Annotated in this window: 14 protein-coding genes; 5 read left to right on the forward strand and 9 right to left on the reverse strand. The window is 46.8% G+C overall.

Annotated features, from left to right (window positions below):
* Positions 1-352 precede the first annotated feature (352 nt).
* Complete coding sequence (locus CWE08_RS09660) at positions 353-904, forward strand: DUF4377 domain-containing protein (RefSeq protein ID WP_126767845.1); 552 nt, start codon at positions 353-355, stop codon at positions 902-904.
* Between the two features lie 411 nt (positions 905-1,315).
* On the opposite strand, the gene rplS is transcribed toward CWE08_RS09660, so the two are convergent.
* From rplS to ffh, 5 genes are all read right to left on the reverse strand, one after another.
* Positions 1,316-1,675: a 50S ribosomal protein L19 gene (gene rplS / locus CWE08_RS09665; RefSeq protein ID WP_126767846.1), complete on the reverse strand. Its 360-nt coding sequence runs from the start codon at positions 1,673-1,675 to the stop codon at positions 1,316-1,318.
* Positions 1,676-1,706: 31 nt separating this feature from the next.
* Positions 1,707-2,471, reverse strand: a complete 765-nt coding sequence (gene trmD, locus CWE08_RS09670; RefSeq protein ID WP_126767999.1) for a tRNA (guanosine(37)-N1)-methyltransferase TrmD — start codon at positions 2,469-2,471, stop codon at positions 1,707-1,709.
* Positions 2,472-2,482: 11 nt separating this feature from the next.
* Positions 2,483-3,043, reverse strand: a complete 561-nt coding sequence (gene rimM, locus CWE08_RS09675) for a ribosome maturation factor RimM (RefSeq protein ID WP_420837083.1) — start codon at positions 3,041-3,043, stop codon at positions 2,483-2,485.
* A 25-nt stretch (positions 3,044-3,068) separates the two neighbouring features.
* Positions 3,069-3,317, reverse strand: coding sequence for a 30S ribosomal protein S16 (rpsP, locus tag CWE08_RS09680; RefSeq protein ID WP_007421085.1), 249 nt, complete (start codon positions 3,315-3,317; stop codon positions 3,069-3,071).
* Positions 3,318-3,446: 129 nt separating this feature from the next.
* Entirely contained in the window at positions 3,447-4,811 is a 1,365-nt protein-coding gene (gene ffh, locus CWE08_RS09685; protein ID WP_126767848.1) for a signal recognition particle protein, read from the reverse strand.
* Between the two features lie 186 nt (positions 4,812-4,997).
* Here ffh and CWE08_RS09690 point away from each other — a divergent pair, with 186 nt between their 5' ends.
* Positions 4,998-5,789 (forward strand): cytochrome C assembly family protein, encoded by a 792-nt coding sequence (locus tag CWE08_RS09690; protein WP_126767849.1) that lies wholly within the window; start codon positions 4,998-5,000, stop codon positions 5,787-5,789.
* An 83-nt stretch (positions 5,790-5,872) separates the two neighbouring features.
* Positions 5,873-7,177: an HlyC/CorC family transporter gene (locus CWE08_RS09695; RefSeq protein ID WP_126767851.1), complete on the forward strand. Its 1,305-nt coding sequence runs from the start codon at positions 5,873-5,875 to the stop codon at positions 7,175-7,177.
* Positions 7,178-7,181: 4 nt separating this feature from the next.
* Here the strand turns inward: CWE08_RS09695 and CWE08_RS09700 are convergent, their stop codons facing one another.
* The gene (locus CWE08_RS09700) at positions 7,182-7,805 is read right to left on the reverse strand and encodes a transglycosylase SLT domain-containing protein (protein ID WP_126767852.1); all 624 of its coding nucleotides are present in this window, start codon (positions 7,803-7,805) and stop codon (positions 7,182-7,184) included.
* A 95-nt stretch (positions 7,806-7,900) separates the two neighbouring features.
* Positions 7,901-9,481, reverse strand: a complete 1,581-nt coding sequence (gene gshA, locus CWE08_RS09705; protein WP_126767854.1) for a glutamate--cysteine ligase — start codon at positions 9,479-9,481, stop codon at positions 7,901-7,903.
* Between the two features lie 87 nt (positions 9,482-9,568).
* Between gshA and CWE08_RS09710 the strand changes: the two genes are divergently transcribed.
* A complete protein-coding gene (locus tag CWE08_RS09710) occupies positions 9,569-12,223 on the forward strand; it encodes a PAS domain-containing hybrid sensor histidine kinase/response regulator (protein ID WP_126767855.1) in 2,655 nt (884 codons plus the stop codon).
* A 4-nt stretch (positions 12,224-12,227) separates the two neighbouring features.
* The gene (locus tag CWE08_RS12200; protein ID WP_198677148.1) at positions 12,228-12,401 is read left to right on the forward strand and encodes a hypothetical protein; all 174 of its coding nucleotides are present in this window, start codon (positions 12,228-12,230) and stop codon (positions 12,399-12,401) included.
* 44 nt (positions 12,402-12,445) lie between these two features.
* On the opposite strand, the gene CWE08_RS09715 is transcribed toward CWE08_RS12200, so the two are convergent.
* Positions 12,446-13,576 (reverse strand): sodium ion-translocating decarboxylase subunit beta, encoded by a 1,131-nt coding sequence (locus CWE08_RS09715; RefSeq protein WP_126767857.1) that lies wholly within the window; start codon positions 13,574-13,576, stop codon positions 12,446-12,448.
* A 3-nt stretch (positions 13,577-13,579) separates the two neighbouring features.
* Entirely contained in the window at positions 13,580-15,388 is a 1,809-nt protein-coding gene (gene oadA / locus CWE08_RS09720; RefSeq protein ID WP_126767858.1) for a sodium-extruding oxaloacetate decarboxylase subunit alpha, read from the reverse strand.
* Position 15,389: the final 1 nt, after the last annotated feature.

Here is a 15,389-nt window from a genome sequence, read left to right on the forward strand (position 1 = left end):
TTTGCCAAATCGATACTAATTGTTGTAACTTTCATGGGTGGACACCTCGTTTGAGATTATTGAACACATCACTTCAATAATGGCGCATTACGACGCCGTGTAAAGCGAGGTGTCCATCCCATCATCCATGTGGCGCTATGATCCACGCCATCCATGGCGTGGACATTTCGGTGGCGTAAGCCCCTACAACACTCGCAGCATCCCTAGCGGTAACAACCCCTTACCAAACTCGCGTGCTCTCTCATTCAGATCAATAGATTCAGATATTAGCGGCGAATTAATTTAATAATTCACTTATCAATTAGATGCACGTAGAGTGGCGTTACTATTTGGACATTAAAGTGAAACTATTATGGATAATAAATACATTCTCGCCCCACTATTGTTACTCGCGCTTGTAGGTTGTAATTCAAGCGATAACGATAACGAAAGAATAACCGTAACGATTGGAAGCAAGCCACCACTCTGTCCGCCCACAAATGAGTTCAGAACGCTTTGCACTCCCGCTTTGTTCGATGAATCTGGTTCAAATCAGGGCTCAATTGCACTGCTAGTAGATTTTCAGTACGAATTTGGCACTGAGTATGAACTATTGGTAGAGATCGTTGAGTTAGCCGATCCTCCGGCCGATGGTTTTAGTGCTGAGTATCGGATCTTGGAAGTATTGCAAGAAGAGCAGGATGCCATTGGCACCGTCTATACTTACGAATCTGTAACCTTAATCCATGATGCTTTTGTCTTTGTCGATGAGGGAATTTACGCACTCCCACCTCATAACTTTTTATGTGCTGACGACGTTGATTGTGACACCTTGGTTGATATGGCCAACAGCGGTGGCGTAGTTTCCATCGAACTCACAATGACCGGCGGCGAGATTCCAGTTACCGTCACCAACTGGAATTAAAACCGGGATCGTAGCGCTGCATAGATGTGCTCGAGCGGTTCGAGGTGGCAAGCTCTCATGCCACGGAAGTGCCTCATCGCTAGGAATACCGCGAGTGTTGTAGGGGCTTACGCCACCGAAATGTCCACGCCATGGATGGCGCGGATCATAGCGCCATAGGCGTGTGCTTGAGTGGTTCGAGGTGACAAGCCCTCACACTACGGAAGGTATTCCGGGTAAAGCTTCAGGGACGCGAGTGCGGTGAGGCGCTGTAAGCTTGAAATGTCCGCGCCAAGGATGGCGCGGATCATAGCGCCACATGGATGTGCTTGAGCGATTCGAGCTTACAGTGCCTCACCGCACGGAAGTCACTGAAGATCCACACGCACAAAAAAAGGCCCCGGAGGGCCTTTTTTATGCTCGAAGAGAAGCTTAACCAAGCTTTTCTTTGATACGAGCAGATTTACCGCTACGCTCACGAAGATAGTACAGTTTCGCACGGCGAACAGCACCACGACGTTTCACGGTGATACCCGCGATAAGAGGGCTGTGCGTTTGGAAAGTACGCTCAACGCCTTCACTGTTCGAGATTTTACGAACGGTAAATGCACTGTGTAAACCACGGTTACGAATGCGAATAACAACACCTTCAAAGGCCTGTACACGCTCACGCTCACCTTCTTTAACCTTTACATTGACGACAACAGTGTCACCCGGAGCGAACGCCGGGAGATCTTGCTTCAGTTGCTCATCTTCAAGCAACTTAATAATATTCTTGTTAACTTTAGCCATGATTTTCTCCGCCTAGAATATACTACCCGAACTAATCCTGCTGCTGCGCATCGAGGCTATCGATAAAAGCAGTTAGCAGTTTTTGCTGCTCGTCAGTCAGAGCTAGGTTATTTAAGAGTTCTGGTCGCCGTTGCCACGTTCGCCCTAGAGCTTGTTGCAACCGCCACCGCCTTATTTCTTCGTGGTTACCGCTAAGTAACACCGACGGAACCTGCTTGCCGTTCAAAATTTCCGGCCGTGTATAATGTGGGCAATCTAATAATCCATCAGCGAAAGAATCTTCCGTTGCTGAATTCTGATGCCCTAAAACACCCGGCACTTCGCGCGCTAACGTATCAATCATTACCATTGCTGGGAGCTCACCGCCGCTGAGAACAAAATCCCCAATCGACCACTCTTCATCAATATCAGTTTCGATCACACGTTCATCTATACCTTCATAACGACCTGCAACTAACACCAACGCTTTATGTTGGGAAAGTTCGCGAACACCCTGTTGATCTAACTTGCGGCCTTGCGGCGATAAGTAAATCACTTTCGGTTCCACGCCAGCTTGTTGCTGAACTCCAGCTTTTGCATCGCGTATAGCGGCAAGCAGCGGAGCAACCATCATCAGCATTCCCGGGCCACCGCCATAAGGGCGATCATCCACGGTGCGATGGCGATCTGTTGCATAATCTCGTGGGTTCCAAGGGGTTACTGAAAGTAAACCCTCTTGTACCGCCCGCCGAGTTACGCCGTATTCAGTGATCGCACTGAACATTTCCGGAAAGAGCGATACCACGCCCACATGCAAACTAGCAGCCATTAGAAATCAGCTGGCCAATCTACCGTTATCCGGCCTTCTTCTGCATCAACCTTCACAATATATTGTGATTGTAAAAACGGAATTAGGCGTTCACGTTTACCAAACGCATCGTTATGGTTGGCTGTTACTACCAAAACATCATTCGCAACGGTAGATAACAGATGACTCACAGTGCCCATATCGTAATTTTCAGTATTTACAACACGCAGCCCTACGAGATCACGCCAATAAAATTCATCTTCTGCAAGCTCCGGTAACTCAGTTACCGGAACGGCGATCTCCAATCCCGTTAACTGCTGCGCAGTATTTCGGTCTTGAATATCCGCCAATCGTGCTACCAGATCTTTGTTGTGCCAACGCCATTGGCTCACTTCGATCTCGCGCCACTGCCCATTGCGGCCAATTAGCCAAGGGCTGTAATCGAATATGCCTTCTTGATTCTCAGTGTAAGCATTGATGCGCACCCAGCCTTTGATTCCGTAAACTGCACCAATGGTGCCTACTACTACGTTCTCATTATCTTGAGTTTGCTGTTCTGCCATTACTTGAGATTCACTCATATTCAGTTGTGTACCGGTGTGTTGATTACGCAGCTTTACGCGCGTCTTTGATCAACTTAGCTACGCGCTCAGAAAGTTGTGCGCCTTGACCTACCCAATGTTCAACACGGTTTAGATCTACACGTACTTTTTCTTCCTGGCCACGAGCTACCGGGTTAAAGAAACCGACATTCTCAATGAAACGTCCATCACGGGCGTTCCGGCTGTCGGTAACTACCATTTGGTAGAATGGACGCTTTTTAGCGCCACCCCGTTGTAATCGAATGGTTACCATTACCGTTATCCTATCTTTTTCAATGTTTTCAAAGGTTAAAGAAACCCACCCAACACTAGGTTGGGGGGCTGCATTATTCTACGTATTTTTCGCGTAAACGCAAGTAAAACTGAGGGTTTGAGCAGATTCTTAACGGCCAGGGAACATTCCTGGGGGCATTTCCCCCCCCATTTGCCGCATCATTTTCGCCATGCCGCCGCCTTTCATTTTTTTCATCATTTTTTGCATTTGCATAAATTGCTTCAGCAGTTTATTCACATCTTGCACCTGCACACCGGAACCTGCGGCGATTCGGCGTTTCCGCGAGCCCTTAATTAAATCAGGATGCTCCCGCTCCTTCGGCGTCATGGAACTGATAATGGCCTCCATACGAACCGTTGTTTTATCGTCCATTTGCCCTTGCATCTTTCCGGCCATTTGGCCCATGCCAGGCAATTTATCCATCAACCCCATCATACCGCCCATGCTCCGCATTTGTTGCAGCTGTTGGCGGAAATCTTCGAGGCTGAACTTACCACTCTTCATTACCTTCTTGGCAACTTTCTCGGCTTGTGCTCGATCTACTTTCGATTCCACTTCTTCAATAAGTGAAAGCACATCGCCCATACCCAAAATGCGAGAAGCCACACGGTCAGGATGGAATGGTTCGAGCGCGTCATTCTTTTCACCAACCCCAAGAAACTTAATCGGTTGGCCAGTAATATGGCGAATAGAAAGGGCGGCACCGCCGCGGGCATCACCATCAACTTTGGTTAAAATCACCCCAGTCAACGGCAGCGCCTCGCCAAAGGCTTTTGCCGTGTTGGCCGCGTCTTGCCCGGTCATGGCATCTACCACAAACAAGGTTTCGATCGGTTTTATCGCCGCATGCAGCGCCTTAATTTCCGCCATCATGGCTTCATCAATGGCTAACCGGCCGGCGGTATCCACTAACACTACATCGATAAATTTTTTCCGCGCGTAATCGATAGCCGCATTCGCGATATCAACAGGCTTTTGCTCTACCGACGATGGGAAAAATTCCACATCAACATCCGCCGCTAATCGTTCGAGCTGGGCAATCGCCGCAGGCCGATAAACATCGGCGCTCACCACCAAAACCTTTTTCTTCTGCTTTTCTTTCAAAAAGCGCGCAAGTTTACCCACACTGGTGGTTTTACCCGCACCTTGCAGGCCCGCCATCATCATTACTGCTGGTGGTTGCGTGGCTAGGTTTAAGGGCGCATTTGCTTCGCCCATCGCCGCTTCGAGTTCGGCCTGAACGATTTTTACAAACACTTGCCCGGGATTAAGGTTTTTATTTACCTCTACGCCTAGCGCGCGTTCCTTCACTTTGGCGATGAACGCTTTCACCACTGGCAGCGCTACATCTGCTTCAAGCAACGCCATTCGCACTTCGCGTAAAGTATCTTTAATATTATCTTCAGTTAATCGCCCGCGTCCGCTGATATTGCGTAAACTTTGCGATAAACGATCGCTCAGGTTTTCAAACATACTATCTTCCTGTAAGCCGAGTTTCAGGTATTATAACGGAATGAGGTTGGGTTTGGCGATTTACAAGCCTATACTCATCTTTTATTTTGATCTTTTTCTTATACTTTGTGCTAATTAAGCTCTGTATGTGCGAGAATCTAAGCAATAATTTATGAGTGACAGCTGGAAACGGAGAATACATATCTAATGCTCACAGCGTTAACTATCTTTAGCATTGTGGCTTATCTCTTAGCCGGGTTTCTGGTGAGCAAGCGTATCAGTTCGCCAAACAACATGCAGCGGCGCACATTAATTATTTCCGTATTGGCACTCATTAGCCACTTTTTAGTACTTACCAGCATCGTAACGGAAACGGCGTTGGTAAAAATTAATCTCTTTACTACGCTAGCTATTATCACTTGGTTAATTGGTGTATTTAATAGTTTGCGCGGCGAGCAACCTGCTAGCTTGTTGCTGCGCCCATCGATCTATGCACTTGCAGCAATGAGTTTGTTAGCCCTATTTTTGGTACCCGAGGATGTTGGCCGGCCGCTAGAAATGAGCCCGGTATTTGCCTTACACATTAGTTTATCGTTACTCGCTTCGAGCATTCTCACCTTAGCCACGTTCTACGGTATTCAGCTCCTTTACGTAACGCGCTTACTAAAAACTCATAGCGTGAAAGCCGTTTCCGAACGCATGCCTTCATTGTTGTCAGTGGAGCAATATTTCTTCCGCTTACTCACTGCCGGTAGTGTTTTACTGGCGCTCGCGATTATTGTGGGCTTCATTTATCTCGATGATATTTTTGCCCGTGGCCAATTACATAAAACCATATTCTCAATGGCTGCCTGCTTAAGTTTTGGCGCTATTGTAGTGATTCACTATTGGCGCGGGCTACGTGGCCGTATAGCGGTGTTTTATACCTTGATCGCCAGTGCCTTGCTCATTTTAGGGTATTTTGGCAGCCGCTTTGTACGCGATATCATCATAAGCTAAATAATGAAAGGCAACGGCAGAACTTGACTTCACCACTGCTATCTCTACATTAAGAGTCTTATAATAAACCACAGGGTTCTCTCTTGAACGACATTGCGACTAGCACTTTATTTCTCATTCTCATTGTTTTAATTTTCGTTTCTGGCTATTTTTCCGGCTCAGAAACCGGAATGATGTCGGTTAACCGCTACAAGCTTCGGCATTTAGCCCAAGGTGGCGATAAAGGCGCAAAACGCGTATCGGCTATGCTCGATCGCCCAGATCGCCTAATCGGCCTCATCTTGATCGGCAACAATCTAGTGAATATTGCCGCTTCCGCCATAGCTACCATTATCGGCATGCGCTTATATGGTGATTATGGTATCGCCTTGGCTACTGTTGTGCTCACCCTAGTAATCCTGATTTTTGCAGAAGTAACGCCGAAAACTATTGCCGCTTTGCATCCAGAGAAAGTAGCCTATCCGAGCTCTTTGTTACTTTCCCCGTTAATGAAAATCTTTTATCCCATCGTTGCCACAGTTAACTTTATTACCAACAACCTTATGCGTTTGTTGGGCATTAACCCTAAAGCTGCCGGCCGAGATACGCTAAGCGCCGAGGAGTTACGAACAGTAGTGCACGAGGCCGGTTCTCTCATTCCATCACGCCACCAAGAAATGCTAGTAAGTATCCTTGATTTAGAAAAAGTAACGGTGGATGACATCATGATTCCACGGAATGAAATTGTCGCCATCGATGTAAATGATGAGTTACCGGCTATTATTCGCCAATTGAATCATATGCAGCACACGCTTATTTTGCTCTACCGCGGAGAAATCGACGATGCCATTGGTTTCTTGCACGCGCGCGATATCCTGCGCCTACTCACCCGCACTCATGTAGATCCAGAAAAAGCCGCTATTGTTCGGGCGGCAAGAGATATCTATTTTATTCCTGAGGGCACGCCACTAAACGTACAATTGCTAAAGTTCCAACGCAATAAAGAGCGTATCGGCCTAGTGGTTGATGAATACGGGGATATTCAAGGTTTAGTAACGTTGGAAGATATTCTTGAAGAAATTGTCGGGGAATTTACTACTAATATTGGTGGCCAAAGCCATGAACACATGGAAAAGCATGCCGATGGTAGTTTTATCGTTGAGGGTACGGTGAATTTACGGGATCTTAACCGCGAACTGAAAATATCACTGCCTATCGACGGCCCGAAAACTTTAAACGGCCTAATCATCGAGGAGTTTGGCGATATCCCTGAACATCCGATGTGTATTCGTATTTCTGGCTACGCCATTGAAATAGTATCGGTTAACGATAATCGAATAGAAAAAGTAAGGGTACAACCGCAAACGAAAAAGCGCCGAAAGCTGCTGAGTAAAGATAATAAAACCTAGAATATTAGCCGAAGAATAAGCGCCGGAACCAGCCTCGATTCAACTTCTCTTCACATTGGTTTAATTGTTGCGCGTACGTAATTGCGCGGGCATCTACGCGCCGAGCCACTTGTACTAACCATTCTTTTTGCAAATAAGTTTGCCGCTGATAACCGCCCCACCCTTCATGATAATTCAAGTATTGCGCATAGGCATCCCACTTAGAAACTCCGTTAATACGCTGCGATTTATCCATAAACCAACCAATAAAATCGATAGCATCATCAAAGTTATCTCGGCGGGCGCGGCGTTTACCGGTTTCCCGAATGTAATCATCCCAGGTCATGGTTTTAGCTTGGGCATACCCATAGGCATCGCTAATACGGCCCCAAGGAATAAAACCGAGAAAATATTTTCGCGGTGGCGCTGCATTGTGCTTGAACGAGCTTTCTTGATACATAATCGACATCGGCACATGAATAGGAACGCCCCACTCTTTATTCATATCTTTTGCGGCCCGCCACCAATCTCGCCGCTCTTCAAAAATATTACAAATATTATCTGGTTCCCGAGGCGGCGCTGTGGCGCAGCCGGCGGTAATTACAACGAGAGAGGCTACAATTAAAGTTCGAATTATATTTTTTTTCATAGTTTGTTGGAACTTTTCCCTAATCACATGTTCAGAGTTTATGTGTAGAGTTTTCATGTGTTAGATCCCTTGGTAAGTTTGGTTAGCGCGCCTTTTTAGGCGCGCTTTTTTTTATCTAAAGCTTGTTCGAAATATGCTGCTAAAAAATCACCAAAACTTCCCTTATCTTGCGCTTCTATCTCAGCTTGTTCCGCAAGTGATTGCGCGGCCATTTTCTGGAAATCTGCTTCAGTATAAAATTCGTAACCAGAGTTTTTTAACCTATCTCGATATTCCACAGCAAAACGCATTCCAACATGCTGGAAAATCTTGCTGGCTTCTTCGTACATGCGCAACAGTTTTGCTGAAAAAGTGGCATCGGGGTTGCTAATTGCTGGCGCAAAGCTTTGCAGGGCCCGATGATAAGCGCTACTTTCAGCTTCTAACACATCGGCAATCTTTGCCATCTCCGCGAACAAGTGCGCTAGCCGCTCTTGCACTGAATACTCACCAGCTTCATCCATTAGGGTTAATCCGGGCTCGCGGCCACGCAACACAACCTTGTTCACATTTTTTTCCGTGGCTTGTTGGCACTCAATACTCAGCTCAGGGCTTTCGGTAAACAAACAGAACAACAAGAATAAATCTAAAAACCGCATTTGCTCGGCAGTAATTCCCACTTCACTAAACGGATTAACATCTAATGCTCGTACTTCAATGTATTGAATGCCGCCGCGCTCTAAAGCCTGAGTTGGTGTTTCGCCGGAATCCGCTACCCGCTTTGGCCGAATGGGTGAGTAGAATTCATTTTCAATTTGTAGAATATTGGCATTTAACTGTTGCCATTTATCACCAGTTTGCACACCAATATCGGCAAATTGTTCCGAGCGTGTAAACACAGCACGGCGCAGGCCATCAACGTAATCATCAAGAGAATTATAAGTAATTTTTAAGGCGGCTTGTTCCTTGTTGGTATAGCCTAAATCACTCATGCGCAACGAGGTTGAGTGTGGTACATACACCATACCCGAGCTGAGTTCGTGAAAATCAAGATCAGCAGAACTATGTTTTAGAAAGGATTTACATAAAACAGGAGAAGCGCCGAATAAATAAGGAATCACCCAAGCCCAACGCTTAAAATTGCGAATTAAACCAAAATACCGTTCTGAGCGATAATCAGCATTGTTTTCCCGCCCTTCCTCCGCAGCAAGCAGAGGCCAAAGTTCATCACTTACCGACCAATTAAAATGCACCCCAGAAATGGTTTGCATCACCGCACCATAGCGATGAGTGAGGCCCTGACGATAAACCGTTTTCATTCGGCCAACATGAGATTTACCAAATTGAGCTAAGCGGATATCACTGGTAGCGTTCAAATAACATGGCATGCTCAACGGCCATAAGTATTCATCGCCAATATGTTGATAAGTAAAACGGTGTACATCACGAAGTTGCGCTAATGTGGTTGTGATTGAGGTGCTCACCGGCGTGATAAATTCCATCAACGCCTCAGCGTAATCGGTTGTAATTAACGGATGCGTTAAAGTTGCGCCAAGCGCTGCTGGGTGCATTGTGGTTGCCAGCTGGCCTTCACTGGTAATCCGCAAGCTTTCTCGCTCAATACCACGGTTCATTTTTGCCAATGCAGAACGAATATCTGCGCGCTCGAATTGCTCTAAACGAATGGTTTGCTTCATTGACAAGGCAACATCCCGGAAATTGTCTGATATGATATGCCTTAGTGTGCCACATTAATTGGCAAAATGCAGCGAAAGGAATACAGCTTGAAAACAAAACCTCGCTCTCGAATTTTAGTGCTTTTGCATCATAGCTATTGGCTTTGGAACATTCTCGGCTGTGTTGCTATCTTACTGATGCCAGCGCCTATTCCAACTGTGGTTGCCGCGATTTTATTGCTCATGGCTTTAATTTACGGTTGGCAAACTTGGCGTGGCTACCGCGAGAGCACTTTGAATACGGGTTCGGCAAAACCAGAGTTTTTCTCCACCTCGAGCACGCAACTTTTGCAGCAGGTATTCAATGATTTACCGAATCGGGTTTACTGGCGAGATAAGAACCTACGTTTTGTTGGTGCCAACCCCGGGTTTTTGCGAGATTTCGGCTTGTCTTCGGTTCAGGAATTACACGGCTTAACTGATGCCGATTTGCCACTTCTAGCGCAAAACCCGGAGCTTCGTGCCCGTGATGAGGCAACCTTCAAACAACAAGTTGCCTCGTGTAATCAAGAGCTCCGAATACAACTTAAACTTGATGATGATTCTCTTGAAAACGTACGTTGGGCGGAACACTCTAGCGTGCCGCTCTACGATGAATTCGGCGAGATTATTGGGATTCTTGGTAGCTATTACGATATCTCAAGTATTAAACGTGCCGCTGAAGAAATGTCCCGTGCGCGAGAAACCGCGGAAGAGGCACGCTCTGCCGCTGAAACGGCGAATCTAGCGAAAAGTGATTTTCTGGCCAATATGAGCCATGAAATTCGCACTCCGATTAATGCGATTGTGGGTATGGCGAACTTAGCGCTGAAAACTGATTTAACCGATAAACAAAAACGTTATGTGAAGGTAATTGATTCCTCTTCCCAAGCCCTTCTTGGGGTTATCAACGATATCCTTGATTTTTCAAAAATCGAGGCGAACAAACTAACTATTGAGCGGATCCCTTTCGATCTTGATGAAGTGCTCGGCACCCTAGCGGATATGTTTGCCTACAAGGCCTATGATAAGGGCCTTGAGTTCATCATAAACTTACCTGCGAACATTCCTACAATGCTGATGGGCGATCCTTTGCGCTTGCAGCAAGTGCTAATCAATCTGGTGAGCAATGCCATCAAATTCACAGATGACGGGGAAATTAATGTTTCCTGCACGCTGCTCGATATAAGTGAAGATAAAGTTTGGTTGCGTATTGAGGTGAAAGATACGGGCCTTGGCATGACAGCCGAACAAACTGCGAAATTGTTTCAAGCGTTTACCCAAGCGGATACCTCAACCACCCGTAAGTTCGGAGGCACGGGCCTTGGCCTAACTATTTCCCGCCGTTTAGTAACACTTATGCAAGGTGATATTGGGGTGAGTAGTAGCCCAAATCAGGGCTCTAACTTCTTTATTGAATTAGTTCTGCCACTGCAAGAAAGCCAGGATAGCTCTCATCACCAGCTTTTGATGTCGCAACTTCGCGATGTGAAAGTGTTAGCGGTTGACGACAACACCAGCACACGGGAAATGCTCAAAGAAACTCTGCGTTCCTACCGCATGAACGCTTTCACTTGCCACAGTGGTGAGCAAGCTATTAAACAGGTTGCCGCGGCCATTGCTGAAAAAGAGCCCTATCAACTCATGCTCATCGATTGGCGCTTACCCGGCATGGACGGGCTTACTTTAGTTGAGCGTATTAAGCAAAAAATTCCGCCTGAGCAGCAGCCTAAAATGATTTTAGCCACGGGCTACTACGCCGAGGAATTAGCTGAAAAAGCGCGGCAAGTAGGCACTGATGATTTCATCACTAAGCCTTACACAACCGCTACACTTGCCCGTGTAATGACAGGTGCTATGTTTGGTAGCCGGAAACAACAGGCAACTGAAAGCAATACTCAAAATATTCCCGAGGCGCTGCAAGGTGCGCCGCTTTTGGTGGTTGAAGATAATGAAATTAACCAGCATGTTGCTCGGGAAATGCTCTCCGGCCATGGTTTCAATGTGGATATCGCTGAAAATGGTGAAGTTGCTGTGAATATGGTGCAAGAAAATCAATACGCTGTGGTGTTAATGGATATTCAAATGCCCGTTATGGATGGCTACCAAGCGGCTGAGAAAATACGGCAATTTTATAGCTATCAACAATTGCCCATTTTAGCGATGACGGCCAATGCCATGAGTGGTGATGCTGAACGCTCGCTCGCCGCGGGTATGCAGGGCCACATTCCAAAGCCCATTGATGAAGCCTTACTACTTTCACAAATTGCGAAATGGGCAGTGCCAGGCCCCTACGAGAAGGTTGAGAAGCCGGCTAACAACGAAACGCCAGCAGAACAACCTCATCGTTACCCACAAATGCGCGGTATTCATCTTGAGCAAGCGCTGAGCCGGATTAATCATAACGTTGAGTTGTATACGAAGTTACTCGATCATTTGGTAGCAAGCTATCGCGGCAGTGCGATTAAAGTTTCGGAGTACATTAGCCGCGGCCAACACGAAGATGCGCGGCGTTATTTTCACTCGTTAAAAGGTGCTTCGGCTAATTTGGGTTTAACCGCACTGGCAGAAAAAGCAGCTCACTTAGAGAGCGCCGTTGTTGATCGCGATGTTGGGTTGATAGCCGACCAAATAAGTGGTTTAGAAGGATTACTGAACCACGCTGAACAAGCGGCGCAAGATTTACGTAGCTTAGATAGTGATTCACTGATAACACCGGAATAACACCATGATTCGATTTTTGTTCTTAATACCTCTATTGCTCTGTGTGATTTGGACGCTCTACCTGCAAATGCGCGGATTTCGCATTCGTGATGGCAAACAGGGTTATATCTACATCATCGTTGTAAGCGCGGTTATTGCTGCGTTTTATACAATAATGCTCTGGCTTACCAATTTGTAAACCAGAGCATTAATTAGGTTTTAACCCGCCAAAAACACAGGTTACTAGCCCGCGAGCGCTAATAAAATACCGGCCGCCACTGCAGAACCAAGCACGCCGGCCACATTTGGGCCCATAGCATGCATGAGCAGGAAGTTATGCTGATTCGCGCGTAAACCTTCCTGATTCACAACCCGCGCCGCCATCGGCACAGCAGATACACCGGCGGCGCCGATCAATGGGTTAATCTCTTGTTTGCTTACCAAGTTCATCAACTTCGCCATCAACACCCCAGCGGCGGTTCCTAAACAGAATGCAAACGCACCTAACAACAAGATGCCTAAAGTTTGCACGGTTAAGAACGACGTTGCCGTAAGTTGTGCACCCACAGCCAAGCCTAAAAAGATAGTTACCAAGTTGATCAACTCGTTTTGCGCGGCTTTACTCAAGCGATCAACCACGCCTGATTCGCGCATCAAGTTACCAAAACAGAACATACCAATTAGCGGCGCTGCGGTTGGTAGTAACAAGAAGGTAAGAATTAGCACCATCAATGGAAACAGAATTTTTGCGCGCTTAGAAACCGGCTTCAACTGCACCATTTTAATTTCACGCTCTTTCTTGGTGGTTAACAACCGCATAATCGGCGGTTGTAGCACCGGCACTAACGCCATATACGAATATGCAGCTACTGCAATTGCACCCAGTAACTCAGGGGCTAATTGAGAAGAAAGATAAATTGCAGTGGGGCCATCAGCACCACCAATAATAGCAATCGCCGCTGCTTGCTGAATGGTGAATTCCACGCCTGGCACTAAGTTTAATGCAATTGCACCTACTAAAGTGGCAAAAATACCAAATTGCGCCGCGGCTCCTAACAACAACATTCGAGGATTCGCTAAAAGTGCGCTGAAATCGGTCATTGCGCCCACGCCAAGGAAAATCAGCAATGGGAATAAGCCAGTGGCTACGCCGGAATTATAGAGGGTGTAGAGCACTCCGCCTGCCTCGTTCATACCAGCCAGCGGAATGTTGGTTAACACAGCACCAAAGCCAATAGGCAAAAGTAACAGCGGTTCAAATTTGTGCACGATAGCGAGGTAAATTAATACCAAGCCTACTGTGATCATTACAAGAGCACCAAAGGTGAGCGAGGCTATGCCCGTTGTTGCCCATAAGGTATTTAACGTATCCAAACCTTAAGCTCCTTGCAGGGTTAACAATACATCACCAGAAATCACACTATCGCCTTCCCGCGCAGAAATCTCCGCTACGGTACCATCAATCTCGGAGCGAACTTCTGTTTCCATTTTCATGGCCTCTAAAATCACAACAACATCGCCCGCTTTCACCTTATCGCCTACTCGCACCTGATATTTCCAAAGATTACCGGAGAGCGGTGCATTAATCGGCCGAGAATTGCCGGCAGCCGGCTTTTCTGCAGGCGCTGGTGCACTTGCTTGCTCTTCTTTCTGCGCAGGCTGTTGGCTTTGCTCAGAGGCTTTCAAGCTGCCATCAGGGCCAACTTCTACCGAGAAACACTCACCCGAAATACACACATCGTAGCGTTCAATACTATTATCGCCAGTTTCCGATTTTCGTACTGGTTTCTCTTTCTCTGTGCCCGGAGCCGGTTCAAACGCACTTTTATCATCTCGATTCTGTAAAAACTTCAAGCCTACTTGCGGGAACAACGCATAAGTGAGCACGTCGTCTACCACATCGGTAGCAAGGCGGATGTTCTCAACCTTCGCTTTTTCTTGCAGTTCGGCAGTTAGGCTATCTAATTCGTTCTCTATCAAATCAGCTGGACGACACGTAATGGGTTCCGCATCACCCAAAACTGTTTTCTGCAATTCCGCATTCACCGGCGCTGCCGTTGCACCGTATTCGCCTTTCAGCACGCCCGCGGTTTCTTTACTTACCGATTTATACCGTTCACCAGTAAGCACGTTCAATACCGCCTGCGTGCCTACAATTTGCGAAGTTGGGGTAACCAAAGGGATAAAGCCTAAATCTTCCCGTACCCGAGGAATTTCTTCCAATACCTGATCAAATTTATCTAAGGCCTTTTGTTCACGCAGTTGGTTTTCCATGTTCGTTAACATGCCACCTGGCACCTGCGCTAGAAGAATGCGTGCATCTACGCCTTTCAACGAGCCTTCAAAACGGGCATATTTCTTCCGAACATGGCGGAAATAACCAGCGATTTCCTCTAATTCCGCTAAATTCAATCCGGTATCCCGTTCTGTGCCCTCAACCATGGCTACTAAGGTTTCTGTTGCACTGTGGCCGTATGTCATACTCATGGATGAAATCGCGGTATCGAGCATATCAATGCCCGCATCAATGGCCTTTTGATAGGTTGCGGTGCTTAATCCTGTAGTGGCATGGCACTGCATGGCTACTGGAATTTTTAAGTTCGCCTTTAAATCGGTAATGAGCGCTTCGGCTTCGTATGGCCGTAACAACCCCGCCATATCTTTAATACAAATTGAATGGCAGCCCATGGCTTCCATTTCCAACGCCATTGCTACCCAACGCTCACGGGTATGCACTGGGCTTACCGTGTAAGATAAGGTTCCTTGTGCATGGCCATCATTGGCAATAGTGGCTTCAATCGCAGTTTTTAAATTACGCACATCGTTCATGGCATCAAAAATTCGAAACACATCAACGCCGTTAACGCGCGCGCGCTCCACAAAACGTTTTACTACATCATCCGCATAATGCCGGTAACCCAGCAAGTTTTGCCCCCGCAATAGCATTTGCTGGCGGGTATTCGGCATCGCCTTTTTGATTTCTCGTAAACGTTCCCACGGATCTTCACCCAAGTAGCGAATACAGGCATCGAACGTGGCACCACCCCAAGATTCCATCGACCAATAGCCCACTTTATCGAGCTTCTCCGCAATTGGCAGCATATCTTCGATTCTTAACCGCGTAGCGAGCAGAGATTGATGCGCATCGCGAAGTACGAGTTCTGTTAGTAAAAGAGGTTTAGACATG

The sequence above is a fragment of the Aliidiomarina iranensis genome (genome assembly GCF_003987135.1).
GTDB lineage: Bacteria > Pseudomonadota > Gammaproteobacteria > Enterobacterales > Alteromonadaceae > Aliidiomarina > Aliidiomarina iranensis.